At 64.8% G+C, this 17,416-nt stretch carries 13 protein-coding genes; 11 read left to right on the forward strand and 2 right to left on the reverse strand.

All coding sequences use genetic code 11. The annotated features are described in order from the left end of the window. The first annotated feature begins 30 nt into the window (after window positions 1-30). The 6 genes from GJ654_RS21490 (at window position 31) to GJ654_RS12935 (ending at window position 4,127) form a co-directional block, all read left to right on the forward strand. The gene (locus GJ654_RS21490; protein WP_264586267.1) at window positions 31-162 is read left to right on the forward strand and encodes a hypothetical protein; all 132 of its coding nucleotides are present in this window, start codon (window positions 31-33) and stop codon (window positions 160-162) included. After that, window positions 162-653, forward strand: coding sequence for a GNAT family N-acetyltransferase (locus tag GJ654_RS12915; protein WP_155446563.1), 492 nt, complete (start codon window positions 162-164; stop codon window positions 651-653). The genes GJ654_RS21490 and GJ654_RS12915 overlap by 1 nt, the downstream gene beginning before the upstream one ends. Then, window positions 650-2,242: a citramalate synthase gene (cimA, locus tag GJ654_RS12920; protein WP_155446564.1), complete on the forward strand. Its 1,593-nt coding sequence runs from the start codon at window positions 650-652 to the stop codon at window positions 2,240-2,242. The genes GJ654_RS12915 and cimA overlap by 4 nt, the downstream gene beginning before the upstream one ends. A 112-nt stretch (window positions 2,243-2,354) precedes the next feature. Next, on the forward strand, window positions 2,355-3,392 hold the full coding sequence (gene ppk2, locus GJ654_RS12925) for a polyphosphate kinase 2 (protein WP_264586268.1): 1,038 nt from the start codon (window positions 2,355-2,357) through the stop codon (window positions 3,390-3,392). Window positions 3,393-3,444: 52 nt separating this feature from the next. Continuing rightward, entirely contained in the window at window positions 3,445-3,699 is a 255-nt protein-coding gene (locus GJ654_RS12930) for a type II toxin-antitoxin system Phd/YefM family antitoxin (protein WP_155446565.1), read from the forward strand. Continuing rightward, window positions 3,699-4,127 carry a type II toxin-antitoxin system VapC family toxin gene (locus tag GJ654_RS12935; RefSeq protein WP_155446566.1) on the forward strand — a complete coding sequence of 143 codons (429 nt, stop codon included), beginning with the start codon at window positions 3,699-3,701 and terminating at the stop codon, window positions 4,125-4,127. Before GJ654_RS12930 ends, GJ654_RS12935 begins: the two co-directional genes overlap by 1 nt. 59 nt (window positions 4,128-4,186) lie before the next feature. Here GJ654_RS12935 and ilvN read toward each other — a convergent pair whose 3' ends face one another. Together ilvN and GJ654_RS12945 are read right to left on the reverse strand one after the other, a co-directional pair. Next, entirely contained in the window at window positions 4,187-4,738 is a 552-nt protein-coding gene (ilvN, locus tag GJ654_RS12940; RefSeq protein ID WP_155446567.1) for an acetolactate synthase small subunit, read from the reverse strand. 158 nt (window positions 4,739-4,896) lie between these two features. Next, a complete protein-coding gene (locus GJ654_RS12945; protein ID WP_155446568.1) occupies window positions 4,897-6,657 on the reverse strand; it encodes an acetolactate synthase 3 large subunit in 1,761 nt (586 codons plus the stop codon). 324 nt (window positions 6,658-6,981) lie between these two features. Here GJ654_RS12945 and GJ654_RS12950 point away from each other — a divergent pair, with 324 nt between their 5' ends. The 5 genes from GJ654_RS12950 (at window position 6,982) to GJ654_RS12970 (ending at window position 17,403) form a co-directional block, all read left to right on the forward strand. Further along, window positions 6,982-7,515 carry a hypothetical protein gene (locus tag GJ654_RS12950; protein ID WP_155446569.1) on the forward strand — a complete coding sequence of 178 codons (534 nt, stop codon included), beginning with the start codon at window positions 6,982-6,984 and terminating at the stop codon, window positions 7,513-7,515. Between the two features lies 1 nt (window position 7,516). After that, entirely contained in the window at window positions 7,517-11,641 is a 4,125-nt protein-coding gene (locus GJ654_RS12955) for a glycosyltransferase (RefSeq protein WP_155446570.1), read from the forward strand. A 191-nt stretch (window positions 11,642-11,832) separates the two neighbouring features. Then, complete coding sequence (locus GJ654_RS12960; protein ID WP_155446571.1) at window positions 11,833-14,109, forward strand: peptidase domain-containing ABC transporter; 2,277 nt, start codon at window positions 11,833-11,835, stop codon at window positions 14,107-14,109. Then, window positions 14,102-15,445 (forward strand): HlyD family type I secretion periplasmic adaptor subunit, encoded by a 1,344-nt coding sequence (locus GJ654_RS12965; RefSeq protein ID WP_246664733.1) that lies wholly within the window; start codon window positions 14,102-14,104, stop codon window positions 15,443-15,445. Before GJ654_RS12960 ends, GJ654_RS12965 begins: the two co-directional genes overlap by 8 nt. After that, on the forward strand, window positions 15,442-17,403 hold the full coding sequence (locus tag GJ654_RS12970; RefSeq protein WP_155446573.1) for a tetratricopeptide repeat protein: 1,962 nt from the start codon (window positions 15,442-15,444) through the stop codon (window positions 17,401-17,403). The genes GJ654_RS12965 and GJ654_RS12970 overlap by 4 nt, the downstream gene beginning before the upstream one ends. Window positions 17,404-17,416 lie beyond the last annotated feature (13 nt).

The following is a 17,416-nucleotide window of genomic DNA, read 5'->3' on the forward strand; positions in this document are numbered from 1 at the left end:
ATTCCCCCATCACATGGGCTTGAGAACGTCATGACCGAACCTCAAAAATCCTGGCGCGACTCCCTGCCTTTCCCCGCGCATTGGCTGGGCTACATCGTCATCAAAATCATCGTGCTGGCGCTGGCGGTCTATCTCGTCCTGCGCTGGAAGGGGTTTGTCTGATGGCCATCGCCTTGCGGCCCGCGCTGCCGGCTGACGCGCCCGCGCTCGCCGCGCTGTTTCGCGCCAGCGTCGAAGTTTTAGGAGCCGAGGACTATTCCGAGGCCCAGGTCGAGGCCTGGAGCGCGCTCGCCGACGACGAGGCCGAGTTCGCCAAAAAACTCGCGACAAAACTCACCATCGTCGCGCTCGCGGACGGCGCGCTCGCCGGATTTGGCGCGCTCAAAGGGACGGACTTTTTGGACATGCTCTATGTGCACCCGAATTTTTCGCGGCGCGGCGTCGCCAGCGCCTTGTGCGACGCTCTCGAAAAACTCAGCCTCGCGCGCCACGCCAAAAAGCTGACCGTGGACGCCAGCGACAGCGCCGAAAAATTTTTTTCGCGTCGCGGCTATGTGGCGCAGCGACGCAACATGACCTTCCTCGGCGAGGAGGTCTTGGGCAACACCACCATGACCAAAGAACTGCCTGCCATGACGGGACCGACACAATGAGCCGCGAGCGCGTCTATCTGTTCGACACCACCCTGCGCGATGGCGCCCAGACCACGGGCGTCGATTTTTCGCTCGACGACAAGAAGCAGATCGCCGGCCTGCTCGACGCCCTCGGCCTTGATTATGTCGAAGGCGGCTACCCCGGCGCCAATCCGCTCGACACCGAGTTCTTCAAGACGAAGCAGACGCGAAAAGCCCAGTTCACCGCCTTCGGCATGACCAAAAGGGCAGGGCGCTCGGTCGCCAACGATCCCGGCGTCGCCGCGCTGCTCGATTCCGCCGCTGGCGCCATCACCTTTGTCGCCAAAGCTTGGGACTATCAGGTCCATGTCGCGCTCGGCTGCACCTTAGAGGAAAATCTCGAAGGGATTGAGGACAGCGTCAAGGCGGCGGTGAAGGCCGGCCGCGAAGTGATCATCGACTGCGAGCATTTTTTCGACGGTTTTAAAGACAATCCCGACTATGCCCTGCAATGCGCCGAGGTTGCGTATAAAGCCGGCGCGCGCTGGGTCGTGCTGTGCGACACCAATGGCGGCACGCTGCCGCACGAGGTCGAGGCGATTGTTCGAAAAGTGTCGGAAAAAGTGCCAGGGGCGAACCTCGGCATCCACGCCCACAACGACACCGAGCAGGCGGTGGCGAACTCGTTTGCCGCGCTGCGCGGCGGCGCGCGGCAGATTCACGGCGCGCTCAACGGTTTGGGCGAACGCTGCGGCAACGCCAATCTCTGCTCGATCATCCCGACCCTGCTCTTGAAGAAGGAAATGGCCGACGCCTATGAGATCGGCGTGTCGCTGGACTCGTTGCGCGGTCTGACCAAGCTTTCGCATACGCTGGACGAACTGCTGAACCGCGCGCCGGATCGCCACGCCCCCTATGTCGGCGCCTCCGCCTTCGCCACCAAGGCCGGCATCCACGCCTCGGCCGTTCTAAAGGACCCGCGCACCTACGAGCACGTCACGCCGGAAAGCACCGGCAACCAGCGCCGCGTGCTGGTGTCGGATCAGGCCGGCAAGTCCAATATTCTGGCGGAGCTGGAGCGTCTGGGCGTGACCGTCGGCAAGGACGACCCCCGCGTAAACCGGCTGCTCAACACGGTGAAGGAAAAGGAGGCGCAGGGCTATGCCTATGAGGGCGCCGACGCCTCCTTCGAATTGTTGGCGCGCCGCATTCTGGGGCACGTTCCGAACTATTTCGAGGTCGAGCGTTTTCGTGTCGATGTCGAGCGCCGCCACAATGCGCAAGGCGAGCTGGAAACGTTTTCCGAAGCCACTGTGCGGGTCAATGTCGATGGCCAGAGCCTGATTTCCGCCGCCGAGGGCAATGGCCCCGTCCACGCGCTTTACCTCGCCTTGTGCAAGGACCTGGGCAAATACCAGCAGTTCATCGAGGATATCGAACTGCGTGATTTCCGCGTGCGCGTGTTTCAGGGCGGCGCCGACGCCGTCACTCGCGTGCTCGTCGAGTTCGGCGACAGGGATGGCGAGGTCTGGTCGACGGTCGGGGTCTCCGCCAACCTGATCGACGCCTCGTTCCAGGCCCTGCTCGACGCCATTGACTATAAATTGCTGAAGGCCGGGGCCGCCTGACATTTCATGGCATGAGGTTGCGCGGGGATCATAGCCCGCGCAAGTTTATTGCGGTAATGTGACGCGTTGACAGGCTCGGGCGGCCCGCCCGGCGCATAAAGAGGATTTGCGCGTGAACGAAACCGTCCCGCCGCCGCCCGCCGCTCCCAAACCCGCCACCGATAAGAAGCAGGCCGCCCCGGCCGCCGGCGCCGCCGCCAAAACCGCGCCGCCGGCCTTCACGCCCCCCGCGCCGCCGACCTTCAAGACGCACACGCCGGCCGCCGACGAACCGCATCATCGCCTCGCGCAGATGCGCCATGATCCCGCCGCGATCCGCCGCGTGTTCGAGAGCGGCGAATATCCTTACGCGCAGCACATGCGCACCGCGCCTTACGAAGAGCACATGCTGAAATTGCAGCAGGAATTGCTCAAGGCGCAGCGCTGGGTCGAGAGCAGCGGCGAAAAGATCGTCATGCTGTTTGAGGGCCGCGACGCCGCCGGCAAGGGCGGCACGATCAAACGCTTCATGGAGCATATGAACCCGCGCACCGCGCGCGTCGTCGCCCTGCAAAAGCCGACCGAGCGCGAGCGCACGCAATGGTTCTTCCAGCGCTATATTTCGCAATTGCCTTCGGGCGGCGAAATCTGCCTGTTCGACCGCTCCTGGTACAACCGCGCCGGCGTCGAGCGCGTCATGGGCTTTTGCACCCCCACCGAATATCTCGAATTCATGCGGCAATGCCCTGAAGTCGAGCGCATGCTGGCGCGTTCCGGCGTCCGGCTGTTCAAATATTGGTTTTCGGTGTCGCGCGAGGAGCAGCGCCGGCGTTTCGAGGCCCGCAAGGATGATCCGCTGAAGCAGTGGAAACTGTCGCCCATCGATCTCGCCTCGCTCGGCAAGTGGGACGACTATACCGAAGCCAAGGAAGCCATGTTCTTCTACACGGACACGGCGGACGCCCCCTGGACCATCGTCAAGTCCGACGACAAGAAGCGGGCGCGGCTCAATTGCATGACCCATTTCCTGTGGTCCTTGCCCTATCCGAACAAGGATTTGTCGATCATCCACGCCCCGGACCCGCTGATCGTGGGATCGACGGAGCATGTCATCGGCCGGGACATGCACATCATCGACAAGACCGTGCATCCCGATTTGAAGCGGGGGTAGGGCGGCTTGCTGGGGGCGGGCTCATGTAGTAATGTTGCTACATGGAGACCGCATGAGCGTCACCACGATCACCAGCCGTGAATTCAACCAGGATGTCGGCCGCGCCAAAAAGGCCGCGCAAGACGGTCCCGTGCTCATCACCGATCGCGGACGGCCCGCGCATGTCCTGCTGTCGATCGAGGAATATCGCCGCCTGACGGGTGGCGCGGAAACCCTGGCGGAGGCTTTGGCGCAGCCCGGCGTGGCCGATTTCGACTTCACGCCGCCGAAACTGGACCGGATCACCCGCGACGCGGATTTGAGCTGATGTATGTGCTCGACACCAATGTGGTGTCAGAGTTGCGTCGCCCCGAGCGCGCTGATCCAAAGGTCTTGGCCTGGGCGGCGTCCGTCGCCTCGGCCGAGGTTTTCCTGTCCGCGGTCAGCGTTTTGGAACTGGAAATGGGCGTGCTGTCCGTGGAGCGCCGGGACGCCGAGCAGGGAAAGGTCTTGCGCTCCTGGCTCGAAGAGCGGGTGCTGCCGCGTTTCGTCGGGCGCGTGCTCCCGGTCGATCTCGCCGTCGCCCGCGCCTGCGCGCGGCTGCATGTTCCTGATCGGCAATCCGAACGTGACGCCCTGATCGCGGCGACGGCGCTGGTTCACGGCCTCACGGTTGTCACGCGCAACACTCGTGATTTCGAAACGAGCGGATGCCGTCTGCTGAACCCCTGGATCGATTCCGAAACGGGCTCGTAAAAAACCGGCCGCGTGGGCGGCCGGTTCGGTGTTGACCCGAGATAGAGTCAACGCCTTTCTCACATCGTCAGGGGGCCGCGGGTGATCGCGGCGACGCCGGTGCGTGACACCTCCACCAGACCGATCGGCCGCATCAGCTCGACGAAATCGTCGATCTTCTTCGGCGCGCCGGTCAGTTCGAAGATAAAGCTTTCGGTGGTGGCGTCGATCACGCGGGCGCGAAACGCTTCGGCGAGGCGTAGCGCTTCCGTGCGGCTTTCGCCCTTGCCGCGCACCTTGATCATCGCCAGTTCGCGCTGAACGAAGGCGTTGTCGAGGCTGAGGTCCGTCACCTTGTGGATGGGAACGATGCGTTCGAGCTGGTGGGAGATTTGCTCGATGGTCTCGGGCGCGCCGGAGGTGACGACCGTGATCCGCGAAAGGCCCTGAAGGTGGGCGACCTCGGCCACCGTCAGGCTTTCGATGTTGTAGCCGCGTCCGGAAAACAGGCCGACGACGCGGGCGAGAACGCCGGGTTCGTTGTCGACGAGGACGGACAGGACGTGGGTTTCATGGCGCGCGGTCTTGCCGGCGGAGGAGGAGTAGGGTGAAAGGGCGGCCTGGGCGTTCATGGGAGAGGTCCGTTGTTGCAGTCTCCGTCATTGCGAGGAGCGTGAGCTCCGAAGCAATCCAGCTTGCGACGGGCGTTGTCTGGATTGCTTCGCTCCGCTCGCAAGGACGGCGGGATGGCGGGAGCGCGACCGGAGACCGGTCGCGTTGCAAAAACAAATCACACCAGCATCTTGCCCTTGTCGTCGATGACCTTGCCGAGGTCTTCCTCGAAATCGGGCAGGATCATGTCGTTGTGGGCCTTGCCCGACGGGATCATCGGCAGGCAGTTTTCCGCCTTGTCCACCAGGCAATCGAAGATCACCGCGCCGGGATGGTCGATCATCTCCTGGATCGCCGCGTCGAGGTTTTTCGGGTCGGAGCAGCGAATGCCCTTCATGCCGTAGGCTTCCGCCAGCTTGACGAAGTCGGGCAGGGCCTCCGAATAGGACGAGGAATAGCGCCCGCCGTGCAGCAGTTCCTGCCACTGGCGCACCATCCCCATGTATTCGTTGTTGAGGATGAAGATTTTGACCGGCGCCAAAAACTGCTTGGCGGTCGAAAGCTCCTGGATGTTCATCAGGATCGAGGCTTCGCCAGCGATGTCGATCACCAGCGCGTCGGGATGGGCGAGCTGCGTGCCGATCGCGGCGGGCAGGCCATAGCCCATGGTGCCCAGGCCGCCAGAGGTCATCCAGCGGTTCGGCTCCTCGAACTTGTAGTGCTGCGCCGCCCACATCTGGTGCTGGCCGACTTCCGTGGTGATGTAGGTCTTGCGATCCTTGGTCAGCTCGTAGAGCCGCTCCACCGCATATTGCGGCTTGATGGTCGTGTCGGATTTCTTGTAGCCAAAGCTTTTCCGCGCGCGCCACTTGTCGATCTGCGCCCACCACGCCTTGAGGGCCTTCGGGTCGGTCTGGTGCGCTTCCGCGCGCCACAGGCGCACGATGTCCTCGAGCACATGGGCGCAGTCGCCGACGACGGCGAGGTCCACCATCACGTTCTTGTTGATCGAGGAGGGGTCGATGTCGATGTGGATCTTTTTCGAGCCCGGGGAAAAGGCGTCGAGGCGGCCGGTGATGCGGTCGTCAAAGCGCGCGCCGACGCAGACCATCAGGTCGCAGTCATGCATGGCGTTGTTGGCCTCGTAGGAGCCGTGCATGCCGAGCATGCCCAGCCAGTTCGGGCCGGAGCCGGGATAGGCGCCCAAGCCCATCAGCGTTGAGGTGATGGGGAAATTGGTCAGCTGCACCAGTTCGCGCAACAAGGTCGAGGCCGTGGGGCCGGCGTTGACCACGCCGCCGCCGGTGTAAAGGATCGGCTTCTTCGCCTTGGCCATCATCGCCACGGCCTGCTTGATCTTGCCGATGTCGGCTTTCACGCGCGGATGATAGGTCTTGTGCTGGGCGTTCTTGGGCGGCGCATAGGGGCCGCTGGCGAATTGCACGTCCTTGGGGATGTCGATCACGACCGGGCCGGGACGGCCGGAACGGGCGATATAAAAGGCTTCGTGCAGGATGCGCGGCAAATCCTCGATGCGGCGCACCAGGTAATTGTGCTTGGTGCAGTGGCGGGTCAGACCCACCGTGTCGCATTCCTGGAACGCGTCGGAGCCGATCAAATGCGTCGGCACCTGGCCGGTGATGCAGACCACGGGAATGGAGTCCATCAGCGCGTCGGTGAGGCCGGTGATGGCGTTGGTGGCGCCGGGGCCGGAGGTCACCAGCACGGCGCCGACTTTTCCGGTCGATCGCGCAAAACCTTCCGCCGCATGGGCCGCGCCCTGCTCGTGGCGCACCAGCACGTGCTGGACCTTGTCCTGATGGAACAAAGCGTCATAGATCGGAAGGACCGCGCCGCCGGGGTAACCGAACAAATGCGTCACCCCCTGGTCTTGCAGGGCTTGCACCACCATTTCGGCGCCGGTCATGATCTTCGACATCTTCCGTTCCACCTTTTTCTCTTGGCCCGCTGCCCGTCGCCTTGGCCCATCGTCGCAGAAAATAAAAAAGGCCCCTTTCGGGACCCGGATCAAGCGCCAGCTTCAGGATACCGGGTCACACCCGGCCTGTTTCTGGCGCTTTGTTTACGACAAGGAGGTTCACGCGTTCCATTCTCCTGAATAGAGGAGATTTACTATGACAGGCGGGCGCAACGGTCAAGGGCTTCTCCGTAAATTCGCGGAAGGGCCGTGCTTGACGGCGCCGGACGCCTCCACTAACCCGGAAAGCGTTTTATTCCGCCCGGTTTGAAGGCGAGGACAGCGATGAGCGCCGGCAAGCCGGAAGGCATTTTTCAATTGCTCACGGCGTCCACCTTGCGCCGCTTGCTCGACGTCATGCAGGACTCCTGCGCGGAGGCGGAGGACGATCCTTTCGCCGCCAAGGACGGACCGGAAATCGTTCTGTCCGCCGGCGCCGGCCGCAAAGTTGGCAAGCACCTGATTTTTCAAGCCGATGCGGCGATTGCCGCTCCGGACTGGCTGGTCCTGTGCGAAACGCGCGCGGCCACGGGGAAGGAAGGCGCCGTTTTCGGACTGGCCGCGCGTCTTGCGGGCGCGGCGGACCCAACCGAATTCGCCCGGCGCGCCTGCGCGCTGTTTTGGGGCGAGGCGCCGGCGCCGGAAAACTTTGGCGCGATGACCCGCGAGGATTTTTTCAGCGCCGCGCTGTCCGCGCCCGAGATTTTGGCGCGGCGCTGGCGTTTCGCCCTGCTGCCGCTCGACGGCGAACTCAGCGCCGTATTCGGGCCCGAGGGGTTTGATGAGCTGAACCCGCCCCGGTTCATTGTCGAGGACTGACATGACCGCGCGCAAGCCAAAAGCCCTGGTGCTGTGTTTCTTTCCGGCGTTTTCGCCGCCATCGAGCGGCGGCGAGATGCGGCTCGGCGGGCTCTATCGCGAGCTGTCGCGCCATTATGACATCACCCTGCTGACCTCGACCGATTTCGGCGCGCGCTTCGAGGACATCCGGCATAGCCCCGACTTCCGCGAATTGCGCTTCCCCAAGGACGACCATTGGCGCAAGGCGCAAACCACGCTGCTGGAGTCAGGCGTCGTCGGCGATCTCTGGGGGCTGATGTTCGCGTTGGCGGTGAGCGACCCGGCCTGCGAACTGCGGCGCGTCGCCCGCGAACTGGCCGAGGGCGTGGACGTCATCGTCCACGACTTTCCGTTTTCGGAGCCCATTTTCGCCGCGGGCGCGCCCGCGCCTGAAGTTTATAATGCGCACAATGTCGAGGCGAGCCTGCTGTCCTCGATCGTCGCCGGGCCGGGTTTTGAGGCCGTCTGGCTAAAGCTGCTGCGCATGGAGGGCAACCTCGTCCGCCGGGCCAAAACATTCGCCGCCAGCGCGGGCGACGCCGAGGTTTTTCGCCTGCTCTATGGCGCGACGAACGTGCTTGCGTGTCCGAACGGCTATTCCGAGCCGGAAATCGGCGAGATCGCGGCGGCGCGGGCGGCGTCCCCTCGTGAGGCCGGCGCGCGCCTGCTGTTCACCGGCTCGGCGCACATGCCCAATGTCGACGCGGCGGAGAATATTCTGGTTCTCGCCCGCCACCTGCCGGACTGCCGGTTTGTCCTCGCCGGCGGCGTCTGCGCCGCGATCGCGCACAAGCCGCGGCCGGACAATGTCGAACTGTTCGGGATTTTTTCGCCCGCGCAGAAGAAGGAGCTTTTGCGCGACGCCGACCTCTACATCAATCCGGTCGTGCGCGGCTCCGGCTCCAGCCTCAAGGCGGTCGAGGCGCTCGCCGCCGGTGTGCCGATGGTGTCGACGCCGGAAGGGGTGCGCGGTCTGGGGCTGACGCCGGGCGAGCACGCCGTCGTCGTGCTGCGCGAGGATTTTGTGCTGGCGATCCGGCGCGTGCTGGCCGACGGCGCGCTGCGGGCGCGCATCGCCGCGCGGGGCCGGGAATTGGCCAAGGCGCGTTTCGGCTGGGGCGCGATCGCCGATCGATTGGCCGCCGACTTGCGTCCGGACGCCGCCGCCGCGCCGCCGGACCCGCGCCCGATGGTGTTGGCCTTCAATGATTACCCCCTCACCGGCGCGCCCTCGGGCGGCGCGGCGCGGGTCGCCAACCTGCTCGGCGCGCTCGATTGCGATGTCGTTCTGCTGACCTTTTCCGAACACGCCCAGATCAGCCTGCTCGCCGATGGCGTGCTGCACGTCGGCGTTCCCAAAACCGCCGATCACGCCGCCTTCGAGGCGGAGGTGAACCTGGGCCAGTCCGTTTCGGTGAACGACGGCGTCGCCGCCCTGTTCGTCGCGGGCAATCGCACCCTGCGGGAGATCGCGGCCTCGCTGGCCTTTTCCGCGCGCGCCTTCATTTTCGAGCATCCCTATATGGCGTCGGCGCTCGACGACTTGCGCCGGCTGCGGCCCGATGCGCCCATCGTTTATAGCGCCCACAATGTCGAAGCGGAGCTGAAGTGCAAGCTGCTGCGCGGCCATCCGCTGGCGCGCACTCTGGTCGGCTTCATCGCCGAGTTGGAGCGCCGTCTGGTGGCGGAGGCCGACCTGATCGTTTGCTGCACGGAGGGCGATCGCGCCCATTTCGCCACAATGAGCCAGGCCCCGGTCGTTCTCGCCGGCAACGGCTGTACGGTCGCGCCGTTCGAAAAGGCGGCCCGCGCGGCGGGGATGTCCGGGCGGATCGGTTTTTTGGGGTCCAGCCACGGCCCCAACGTGGACGCCGCCGACTATATCGTCCGCACGCTGGCGCCGGCGTTTCCCCAGTTGCGCTTCGAGTTGATCGGCTCGGTCTGCTCGGCGCTCAAAATTGTCCCGCCAAATGTGGTTTTGCACGGCGTCGCGGCGGAGCGGGTCAAAAATTTCGTCATGTCGCAATGGGATCTGGCGCTGAATCCGGTGACGGTTGGCGGCGGCTCCAGTCTGAAATTGCCGGATTACATGGCGCATGGCCTGCCGACGCTGAACACCTCGCAAGGCGCGCGCGGGTTCGCTGTCGCCGAGCGCGGCGCGGGGCGGGTGGTCGAACTTGCGGAATTTCCGCGCGCGCTGGGGCAAATGCTGTCCGACCCCGCCGGTCTCGTGGCGCAGGGGGCGCGCGCGCGCGCCTATGCGGAACAGGACTTGTCCTGGGCGGCGACCGCGCAGGCCTATCGCGAGGCGTTGCGACCGTTTTTCTTGCGCGCGCCCGCGCCGCCTCCGCGGAAAAACCTTCTGGTCGTGACCTATCGCTACACGGAGCCTTCGCGCGGCGGGGCCGAGGAATATCTGATCGAGACGCTCAAGCGACTGCGCGGCCGGTTCGCGCGCATCGATCTCGCGGCGGTGGATGTCGAGCGCATCGAGAACCGCCATCATTTCGGCTGCGATTTTTCGAGTGGTCCGGGCGCTGCGGGCCGGATTGGCGAAATTTTTGACAGCGCCCGCTATTTTCCCAACGAGGAGCTCGAAGAGGCCGAGTTGCGCTTGCGCGCGAAAGATCTGGAGCGCGTCTGGGCTCAGGAGGAGTTTCATCTTCTCGCCCCCTTCGCCAAGACGCTCGAAGACGCGCAGGCGCCGCGGCCGCTGTCCGGCTTCTATGGGATCGAAATTTTGGACGGGCGCGTGCGCCGCTGGACGGCGCCGGATTTCTCCTTCCTGATCCCGCGCGACGCGCGGTTTTTTCACCTGCGCGGCGTGGCGACGGTGGAAAAGAGCTTGTCGCTGGTCCTGGTGCAGGCGCCGCGCGACGGGTCGCCGATCGTCAGCCTGAATTGCGAGACCCGGATAGCGGCGCATTTCGATGTGCATTTCGCCTTGCCGGAAGCGCCGGACGACTGTGTGCGCATTCTGCTGTGCCGGGCGGACGAGCACGAGACGCCGCCCGATCATCGTCCGTTCGGCGTGATGGTCGAGGCGGCCGGCGTTTCCTCTGGCGATGTCGAGGATTTTTCCGCGTTGCGAACGCATCCGGCCGATCTCGCTTTCCAGCCGGATGAGGTTTTAAGAGGCGATTTCGAGGGCTGGGTGGCGGCGCTGCGTCAGGCCGCCCTGCGGCGCGAACCGGAGACCGACGCCGCTTTCTCCTCCATGCGCGGCCCCCACGCCCCGGCGATGCAGCAATGGCTGGAGGCGCATGGCGGCGATTACGATTGCGTTCTGGTCCAGGGCGTTCCCTTCGACGTCGTCCCCAGCTCCGTGGCGACGCTGGCGGGCCTGAACAGCCGGCCGCGCATCGTCGCCCTGCCGCATTTCCACGGCGACGACCGCTTTTACCACTGGCGGAGCTATTACGACGCCTTTGCAAGCGCCGATCGGACGCTGTTGTTCTCGGACTCTTTGGCGCGCGTGATGGGAGACACGGAAAAATTCGCCGTCGTTCCAGGCGGCGGCGTCAGCTTTGGCGACCTCGGCGGCCCCGGCGTCGGGCGCGTGTTTCGCGAGGCCTGCCCGGTTCAGAACCCCTTTTTTCTGGTGCTGGGGCGGAAGACGGGGTCCAAGGGGTATTTCGATGTGATCGAAGCCCATCTCAAATTGCGCGGCGTCCGCTCGGACATCGATCTGGTGATGATCGGGCCCGACGACGACGGCCTGGCCTTGGCCGCGCCGGGCCTCCATGTCCTGGGACGGCAGAGCCGCGAGGTCGTTCGCGGCGCGCTCGCCGTCTGCCTCGGCCTGATCAGCATGAGCCGCAGCGAAAGTTTTGGGATCGTGCTGTGCGAGGCCTGGCTGTTTGGCAAGCCGGTGATCGCCAACGCCCGCTGTTCCGCCTTTCGCGATTTGGTGCGTCCCGAGGAGACCGGGGTTCTGGCCGATGGCGTGGACGAACTCGCCGGCGCGATGGCGCGGCTCGCCGACGACGCCGAAACGCGGCGGCGCATGGGTCGCGCCGGTTTCATCGAGGTCGTCGCCAAGTATTCCTGGGACAAATGCGCCGACGCCATAGCGGCGACGCTCGGGGCGCCGGTGCGGAACTGAAACATTCGAATGGGATCGCCGACGTGCGCTGCTGAAATCGGGCGGCGCAGCCGCGATATTTTCATCATTAATATTAACGTAATCCGTTCGCGCTTGTTCTATCTGCAGTTTTCGTGTCAAACTGGTCGCCTTGCGCGTCAACTTTCTGTTCGCTATAAATAGAATGTTATCCAAGGGAATTTGGGAAGCTTATGGCCAGCACAGAGATTTTGCCCGCGAACGCGGCAGGGCGCTCAAAAGGGTCCGACGACAAAGGCTTCCATCACGACGCAGGGCAAAAGCACAAATCAGCCCTCGAATGCCTGTGCCTGGTCGCGGCGCACCACGCTCACGCCATCACCGTGGACGAGATCGTCCGCGACAATGCCTTGTCCGATCAGGCTGTGGATTATGATGGGCTGGTTCATTGCGCCCGCAAGGCCGGATTCAAGGCCAGACTCGTTCATCTCGACTGGGAAGGTCTGACCCAGATCGGCAAGGCCGTTCCAGCCATCGTCCGTCTCAAGACCGGCGCGAGCCTGGTGCTGGCGCGCGTGGCCGCCGATAATGGCGCGCCGCTCGGCGTGTTGCTGCATGATCCCAACGCCGCAGAAGGCGCCGAGCTTTTCGTCGACTGGCTGCGCTTCCAGGAAATCTGGACCGGCGAACTCGTTCTTGTCAGGCGCAATTACGACCTGAAGGATGAAGAGCAGCCGTTCAGTTTAAGCCTCATCGCCGCTCTGATCTTCCGCGAACGGCGGCTGGCGCGCGACATCGCGATCTGCGCCCTGATTCTCAGCCTGATCGCGCTGGCGCCGATCCTGTACTACCAGTTGATGATGTCGAAGGTGATCACCTACCGCGCCATGGACACGTTCACCGTGTTGTCCGTGGGCTTGCTGGTTTTTATCGTTTTCGAAACCATCTTTGGTTTTCTGCGCTCGTATATGCTGCAAATCCTCACCTCACGGGTGGACGTCCGGCTGTCCGAATACATGTTCGACCGCATGTTGGCCCTGCCGATCGACTTCTACGAACGGACGGAAGTCGGCGGCGTCATGTTCCAGGTCAACGAGATGTGGAAGATCCGCAGCTTTCTGACCGGGCAATTGTTCGGCACCGTGCTGGACTCGATGACGCTGCTGTTTTTCCTGCCGGTGATGTTCGCCTTCAGCCCGCTGCTGACCTTCATCGTGCTGGGGTTCTGCGGCCTGATCGTGGTTTGGCTCGTCGCCATGCTGCCGACGTTCCGCGAGGCGACGGGCAGGGTGATCGAGGCGCAGACCGCGCGGGGTTCATTCCTCTACCAGACCGTGGCGGGCATGCGCACGGTGAAGTCGCTGGCGCTTGAAAGCCGGCAGCGGCGCGAATGGGACATTCTCGTGGCGCGCGTCGCCAAGACGCTTGACCGTCAGGCGAAGATCGCCGCCATCGTGCAGACCGGCGTCCGGCCGCTCGAGCGCCTGGCGGTCGTCGGCAGCTATGGCGTCGGCGTCTACATGGCCCTTGTCACCAACGATCCGGCTTATACCGGCTCGCTGTTCGCCTTCTTGCTGCTGTCGCAGCGCGTCGCCGGTCCGCTGATGCAGATGGCGCAACTGATCACCCAGGGCGACGAGGCGCGCGCGGCCGTCGGCGTGGTGAGCAAATTTCTCAACCAACCGCGCGAGGAGGGCATCGGCGACGGCGGCGTGCGCAAGCCGCTGGTCGGGCACGTGGAATTCTCCCAGGTGCGCTTCACCTACAAGGGCGCGCTCAGCCCGGCCATCGACGACGTCTCCTTCGAGATTCCCGTCGGCATGACGCTGGGCGTCGTCGGGCGCTCCGGTTCGGGCAAGACCACGCTGACGCGCCTGCTGCAGCGCCTGCACTCCGAATATGAAGGTTTGATCAAGATCGACGGCGTCGACGTGCGCGAATACAATGTCGCGCATCTGCGCCGCAACCTCGGCGTGGTGCTTCAGGAAAACTTCCTGTTCCGCGGCACGATCCGCGAGAACATCATGGCCGCCAAGCCCAACGCCACATTCGACGACGTGGTGCGCGCGGCGCGGCTCTCCGGCGCCGAGGAATTCATCGACCGCCTGCCGCGCGGTTACGACACCTACATCTACGAGGGCTCGCCCAATCTTTCGGGCGGCCAGCGCCAGCGGCTGGCGATCGCGCGCTGCATGATCCTCGATCCGAAGATCCTGATCTTCGACGAGGCGACCAGCGCGCTCGATCCGGATTCAGAGAGCATCGTCAACGACAACATCCGCAAGATCGCCAAGGGTCGCACGGTGATCGTGATCTCCCACCGCCTGTCGTCGCTGGTCAATTCCGACGCCATCCTGGTGTTGGAGCGGGGCAAGGTCCTCGACGTGGCGCCGCATCGGGTGCTGCTGGAGCGCTGCGAAATCTATCGCGGCCTGTGGCTGCAGCAGAATGGCCATATCGAGGCCGCGGCCACCAATCGCGCCGCCGCAAGAGGAGCGAGCCTTGTCTAAGAACGCTCTCGCGACCGTCCGGTCGTTCCAGTCCGAGATCGCGGCGATCCGGGAGGCGCCGGAGCCGTTGGCCGCGCGCATGACGGTGCATATGCTGGCCGCGATGATCGTCGCCTTCGTCGCCGTCCTTTTCCTTTTCAGGATCGACCGCGTCGTCAGCAGCACCGACGGCAAGGTGACCGTCAGTTCGACGCTCAACGTGTTTCAGGCGCTGGACACCGCGATCATCAAGTCGATCAATGTCCGCGCCGGCGATCTGGTGAAGAAGGGGCAGGTGCTGGCGACGCTCGACCCCACCTTCGCCGCCGCCGACGTCACGCAACTGAGCCAGCAGATCGCGAGCCTCAATCCGCTGATCCTGCGCACAGAGGCCGAACTCGCCGGCAAGGTTCCGGTGTTTCCGCCGACCTCCGACCCGACCGAAGCCAAGTACAACGAGCTGCAAAAGTCGCTCTACACGCAGCGCATGGCGCAATACACGGCGCAGATCAACAGCTTCAAGGAAAAAGACAACCAGATTCAGGCGACCATCGCCAAGACGCGGGGAGACATGACGCGCATCAAGGAGCGCGTCGAGATCGCCGGCAAGATCGAGGACATGCGCAGCAAGCTGCTGGCGTCCGGCGCCGGTTCGTTGCTCAACCAGTTGACGTCCAAGGACCAGCGCGTTGAACAAATGCGCACCCTCGAAAACCTCACCAACAGCCTCAAGGAGGCGGAGGCGCAGCTTTCTTCGGTGCGCGCCGACCGCGAGGCCTTCATTCAGCAATGGTCGGGCCAGATCAGCCAGGATCTCGTCACCGCGCGCAACAACCGCGACTCCGCGCGCGCGCAGCTCGACAAGGCGCAGCGACATCAGGACCTCGTTCAGATCGTCGCCGGCGAGGATTCGATCATCCTGACCGTCGCCAAGCTTTCGGTGGGTTCTGTGTTGAACCAGGGCGCGGAATTCATCACCGCCATGCCGGTCGGCGTTCCCGTGCAAGCCGAGGTCACCGTCCCCACGCGCGACATTGGTTTCATTCGCGTCGGCGACCCGACCTCGCTGAGGGTGGACGCCTTCGACTACGTCGAGCACGGTTACGCCGAGGGCCGGGTGAAATGGATCAGCGAAGGCGCGTTCACGCTCAAGGATGACACCAACCAGCCGGTCGATCCCTACTATCGCGTCGGCGTTTCGATCGACTCCTTCAAGTTCTTCAACGTGCCCGAAAACTTCAGGCTCATGCCGGGCATGACTCTGACGGCCGACATCAAGGTGGGCTCGCGCTCGGCGGGCGTGTACCTTCTCGAAGGTCTCGCCAGACGCATCACCAAGGCGATGCGCGAGCCATGAGACAGCGCCTGCGAACAGCGGTGCGGGCGCTGCGCCGTATCGCCGATCGGCGCACGGTCGGGTGGCTGAAGAGCCGCGCCGAGAGCGCGCTCCAAGAGGAGCAACACCATGAGGCGATCCACTTGTGGTTGCGCGCTTATGAGGCGGGCGACGCGGAAAGCGCCTTCCATCTCGCGGAATGCTACGAGCGGGGCCGCGGCGTGCGCGGGAGTCCCGCCGACGTCATCAACTGGCACAGGCGCGCGGCGGAAGGCGGCCATGCCGAGGCGCAATTCCGTCTCGGGCGCGCGCTGCTGCACGGCGGCGAAGCGCCCGTTCCCGAATACTGGAAGCACACGACCCGCGACGCCGACACGGCGGCCCGCGTCGCCGAGGCGCTTTACGCCGGCGGCGGCCGGCATGCGGCCGATCCCGAACAGGCGATCGGCTGGCTGGAAAAGGCGGCCGAAAGCGGCGTGGCGCAGGCGGATGCGCTGCTCGGCATGATCCATCTGCTGGGCAGACACGCGCCCCAGAACCTCGAAAAGGGGCGCTTCCATTTCGAGCGCGGCGCGCGGCGGGGCGACGCCTCGGCGCAATTCGGACTCGGTGACATTCTCTACCGCGGCATGGTCGGCGGCGCGCCCGATCATGCCGCGGGCGCCGACTGGTACGAAAAGGCCGCCGACCAGGGCCATCGCACCGCTCAGCTGGCGATGGCGACGATTTACCGCGACGGCGTCGGACGCGACGCCGACCCTGAACGCTTCGCGCATTACATGGGTCTGGCCGCCGAAAGCGGCGACGCCTTCGCGCAATTCGAATTCGCGGTCATGCTGCAGCGCGGGCAGGGGGTCGAAGCCGATCTGAGCCGCGCCGAGACCTTTTTGCGCAAGTCGGCCAAGCGCGACTATCGTCCCGCGATCATCGCCCTGGCGGATTACTATAGCCAGGGCGGCGCGGTGGAGCCCGACTGGCGCGAGGCCGCGCGCTGGCGGCTGCGGGCGGCGGAGCTTGGCGACCTCAACGCCATGTTCCTCTACGCCCGTCATGCGGCCAACGGCCTTGGCGTTCCCCCCAATCTCGAGGAGGCGGCGCGCTGGTTCCTGAAGGCGGCGGAACAGGGCCACGAGACGGCGGCGTACAATCTGGCGGTCTGCTATCAGCATGGCAAGGGCGTGGGGCAGGACCTGAAAGAGGCGCTGCGTTGGTGCGAATTTGCCGCGGAAAAAGGTCTGCGCGACGCCAAGGTCAAGCTGGCGGAGCTGCATCTCGCCGGCGCCGGGGGGACGCGCGACGCGCCCCGCGCCGTCGAACTCCTGAAGGAGGCGTCCGATGCGGGCGACGGCCACGCCAAGACGCAACTGGCGATGATCTATCTGGAGGGACGCGACGTCTTCAAGGATTCGCGCAAGGCGGAACAATTGCTTCAGGACGCGGCCGGCTCCGGTTATGTCGCCGCCTCCCTGCAACTTGGCCATCTCTACGCCGGACATTACGATCCCGCCCGGGCGCAGCCCGAGGACGCGCTCGGCCATTACCTGGTCGCGGCCCAGGCCGGCAACGCCATCGCCCAGCATCTGGTCGCCAACCAGCTGCTGTCGCGCAACGACCCCGAGGCGGCGAAGGAGGGGGTGCGATGGCTGCACAGGGCGGCTGACGCGGGTTTCCCCCCGGCGATGTTCCAGATGGGGGTCATTTTCTGCCAGGGACAGGTGGTGGAGAAGAATCTTTCGGAAGGGGTGCGCTGGTACGAACGGGCGGCGCAGCAGGGCCACACGGTCGCCCTCTACAATCTCGGCGTGATGGTGGCGAAAGGGCTCGGGGTCGAGGCCGATGTCGAGAAGGGCGCGGAGATGATGCGGCGCGCCGAGGCGGAAGGCGCGCTCGCCAAGCCGGCCGCCGCGGACAAACCCGGGCCCGCGGAGGCGCCCGTCAAGGGCAGGCCTGCGCTCGGCGTCGTCTCAAGCCTCGGCTAGCATGGCGAGCGAT

It is taken from the genome of Rhodoblastus acidophilus (assembly GCF_009720655.1).
Classification (GTDB): Bacteria; Pseudomonadota; Alphaproteobacteria; order Rhizobiales; family Beijerinckiaceae; genus Rhodoblastus; species Rhodoblastus acidophilus_A.